The organism is Inquilinus limosus MP06, assembly GCF_000767795.1.
GTDB lineage: Bacteria > Pseudomonadota > Alphaproteobacteria > DSM-16000 > Inquilinaceae > Inquilinus > Inquilinus limosus_E.
In genome coordinates, this window is sequence record NZ_JANX01000627.1 from 1 (window position 1) to 3,469 (window position 3,469).

Below are 3,469 nucleotides of genomic sequence, written 5' to 3' on the forward strand. Positions count from 1 at the left end.
GGACCGGCCGGATCTGCTGGAGATCGCCGACGGCTTCCCGGCGGCGGCGGCGGTGGCCCGGCTGTGCCCGATCTTCGGCCTGCCGCCGGAGGAGGCGGAGCGCTGGGTCGGGGAATCGGACCGGTACCTGGCGCGGCTGGACCTGCCGCCGGTCAAGGGCCGGCCGGAGCCGCCGGATACGGGGTGATACCCTCTCTCCGCCGTCATCCTCGGACTTGACCCGGCAATCCAGGGGCCACCGAGAGCGGCTCTTGAAAGCCCCTGGATCCTCGGGTCAAGCCCGAGGATGACAGACAAGGGATAGCGTCTGACTGATTCGCCTCTCCGTTTGCGAGGCCGTTTCAGCCTGCGCACCTTTCGCCGTCATTGCGAGGAGACGAAGCCGACGAAGCAATCCATGCCTCCGTTCTTGCTGCAGCATGGATTGCTTCGCTGCGCTCGCAATGACGGTGTTGGGAATTCCGGAAGGGTTCGCTCGCGGTGAGGCAGCGCGAAGGTGTTCGCCATCCTGCCGGATGCCTGAACCTCGATTCCCTTCGCCTAGAACGCCGTCAGCCCGGCGACGTTGCGGCCGAAGGCGGATTGCGGCTGCGACGGCTGGAAGCCCTTGGCCCGCTCGCGCCGGGCGACGCAGCCGGAAACGTCGGCCGCGATCGCCGTCCAGGCGGCGGCGCGCTTCAGCGAGTCCAGGAAGCACTGGTCGTAATAGGTATAGCGGTCGCCCGTGCCGCAGCCGAAGGACGGCCGGTCGGCCCGGGCGGCGGTCAGCACGATGCGGTCCGGCGTCGTCAGCGCCGGCGTGTCGGTGTAGACCCCGGAATAGCAGCCGGAGGTCACCAGCACCGTCGGCCGGCCAGCGCAGGCGCCGTCCAGGGCCTGGGCCAGATAATCGGGCGGAATCACCGCATTCTCGGCCGCGGCGTACAGCCCGCGGTCGCGCACGCCGTGCGAGGTGAGATAGACGAAGCAGCCGGTCCCGGCGGGGCCTGCCAGCCCGGCCATCGCCCGGTCGAAATTGGCCTTGGTCGCCACCGCATCCGGCTGCGGCGCATCGGCCTTCAGCACGGCGATGTCGGCCGGCGCCACGCCGAAGGCCACGAGGCTGCGGCGCAGCGAATCGACGCCGTTGTCGAACACCGGCTCGGCGTCGTCGGCGGCGACCAGCAGCGCCTTCCAGCGCAGCGGTTCTGCCGCGGCGGCAGAAGAGTTAGGGGACGGGGCGGCCGGGCCGGCGCAGCCCGCCAGCAGCACGGTGCCCGTCAGGGCAGCCAGTCGCAGCGTCATCGCCGGGCCCATGCGCCTCCCGTCATCCTAGAGACATCCCGGAGATCGTTTGGAAATGCGCTGGCGTGAGTCGGCTGGCGGTGACGTCGAGAACCGGAGCGCAGCGCACATGGGTGCGTGAGCACCGGAAGCGGAGACGGCGCCGTCAGACGGCCACGCCAGTAGCATTTCCGGACGGTCTCCTACCAGGCGCCTGTGTTGGGCATTGACGCCCACGGCTCGGCCGGGGCCTTGGACGGGCCCTTCTGCAGGATCTCGATCGAGATGTTATCGGGCGAGCGGATGAAGGCCATGTGGCCGTCGCGCGGCGGGCGGTTGATGGTCACGCCGGCCTTCTGCACCCGGTCGCAGAACTCGTAGATGTCGTCGACCTCATAGGCCAGGTGGCCGAAGTTGCGGCCGCCGGTATAGACCTCGGGGTCCCAGTTGTAGGTCAGCTCGACCGGCGCCTCCTCCTGGCCCGGCGGGGCGAGGAAGATCAGCGTGAAGCGGCCCTTCTCGTTCTCGATGCGCCGGGTCTCCTTCAGGCCCAGCAGGTCGCGGTAGAAGCGCAGCGACTGCTCCAGGTCGGTCACGCGGACCATGGTGTGCAGGTATTTCATCGTCATCCTCCCGAAGGCGTTCGGTTCCTGGCGGCGGGTGTCGGATCGTCCGGAGCGGCCCGGCCGCGGCGGCCGCTTGGGCATCGCCGAATCCGGATCCGCGCTACAATCGACGTCCGGCGGCTGTCTGACAAGCCGACAGGTCGCTGCCGCGGGCGCCCGGGCCCGAAGCCGGCAGAAAATCTCGCGAAACTGCAGATCAAAGGTTGTGATCGGGTCTGTCGTTCATAAATGATAGGCACCGTGTCGGCCTGGCCGATGCATCCCCGACCATCTCTGCTTCCGGAGGCCGAGGCGCATCCATGCCGCACGACACCCCCCTGATCGCCACCATCGTCGCCGGCCTCGGCCTCGCCTTCATGTTCGGCGCCATCGCCAACCGGCTGAAGGCGCCGCCTCTGGTCGGCTACCTGCTGGCCGGCATCCTGGTCGGGCCCCACACGCCGGGCTTTGTCGCCGACCAGGCGCTGGCGCCGGAGCTGGCGGAGATCGGCGTCATCCTGCTGATGTTCGGCGTCGGGCTGCACTTCTCGCTGAAGGACCTGCTGTCGGTCAGGGCGATCGCGGTGCCGGGCGCCGTGGTGCAGATCGGCTTCGCCACCGCGCTCGGCCTCGGCCTGGCCCTGATGCTGGGCTGGACCGTCGCCGGCGGCCTGGTGTTCGGCCTGGCCCTGTCGGTCGCCTCGACCGTGGTGCTGCTGCGGGCGCTGCAGGAGCGGCGGCTGGTCGAGACCGAGCGCGGCCGCATCGCCGTCGGCTGGCTGATCGTCGAGGACCTGGCGATGGTCCTGGCCCTGGTCCTGCTGCCGGCGCTGGCCGGGCTGGTCAATGGCGGGGTCGATGTCGGGTCCGATCCGCTCGCCGTCTCGCTCGGCCTCGACCTCGGCGTCGGCGGCATCCTGGTGCTGACCCTGCTCAAGGTCGCCGCCTTCGTCGCGCTGATGCTGGTGGTCGGCCGCCGGGTGATCCCCTGGGTGCTGCACTACGTGGCCCATACGGGATCGCGCGAGCTGTTCCGCCTGGCGGTGCTGGCGATCGCGCTCGGCGTCGCCTTCGGCTCGGCCAAGCTGTTCGGCGTGTCACTGGCGCTCGGCGCCTTCTTCGCCGGGATGGTGCTGAGCGAATCCGAGCTCAGCCACGTCGCGGCGCAGGAGACGCTGCCGCTGCGCGACGCCTTCGCGGTGCTGTTCTTCGTCTCGGTCGGCATGCTGTTCGACCCGACCAGCCTGTGGCGCGACCCGCTGCCGATGCTGGCGGTGGTGTTCATCATCGTCATCGGCAAGTCGGTCGCCGCCTTCGTCATCGTCCGCATCTTCAGGCATCCGGTGTCGACGGCGCTGCTGATCTCCGCCAGCCTGGCGCAGATCGGCGAATTCTCCTTCATCCTGGCCGAGCTCGGGGTGAAGCTGCAGCTGCTGCCGGAGGCGGGTCGCGACCTGATCCTCGGCGGCGCGATCCTGTCGATCCTGCTCAACCCGGTGGTGTTCAACGCCTTCGGCCGGCTGCGGCCGCTGCTGGAGCGCGCAGCGCCGGTGCCGGCGGGCGGCCCGGCGGTTCTCCCGGACGAGGAGGCGCCGTCGGCC

4 protein-coding genes are annotated in these 3,469 nt (G+C 69.8%); 2 read left to right on the top strand and 2 right to left on the bottom strand.

Going from position 1 to position 3,469, the window contains the following annotated elements; genetic code table 11:
• On the top strand, nt 1–187 hold a 187-nt coding region (locus tag P409_RS39430), incomplete at its 5' end, for a hypothetical protein (protein ID WP_034846935.1).
• A 353-nt stretch (nt 188–540) separates the two neighbouring features.
• On the opposite strand, the gene P409_RS36555 is transcribed toward P409_RS39430, so the two are convergent.
• Together P409_RS36555 and P409_RS29755 are read right to left on the bottom strand one after the other, a co-directional pair.
• Nucleotides 541–1,284, bottom strand: coding sequence for a C13 family peptidase (locus P409_RS36555; RefSeq protein WP_161790495.1), 744 nt, complete (start codon nt 1,282–1,284; stop codon nt 541–543).
• 182 nt (nt 1,285–1,466) lie between these two features.
• Complete coding sequence (locus tag P409_RS29755) at nt 1,467–1,886, bottom strand: VOC family protein (protein WP_034846936.1); 420 nt, start codon at nt 1,884–1,886, stop codon at nt 1,467–1,469.
• Between the two features lie 302 nt (nt 1,887–2,188).
• Here P409_RS29755 and P409_RS29760 point away from each other — a divergent pair.
• Nucleotides 2,189–3,469: cation:proton antiporter (locus P409_RS29760; RefSeq protein ID WP_034846938.1), on the top strand; the 1,281-nt coding region annotated here is incomplete at its 3' end.

Excerpts from the sequence above, each read along its gene's own strand:
- P409_RS36555 (WP_161790495.1), bottom strand. The coding sequence starts at position 1,284 with ATGACGCTGCGACTGGCTGCCCTGACGGGCACCGTGCTGCTGGCGGGC.
- P409_RS29755 (WP_034846936.1), bottom strand. The coding sequence starts at position 1,886 with ATGAAATACCTGCACACCATGGTCCGCGTGACCGACCTGGAGCAGTCG.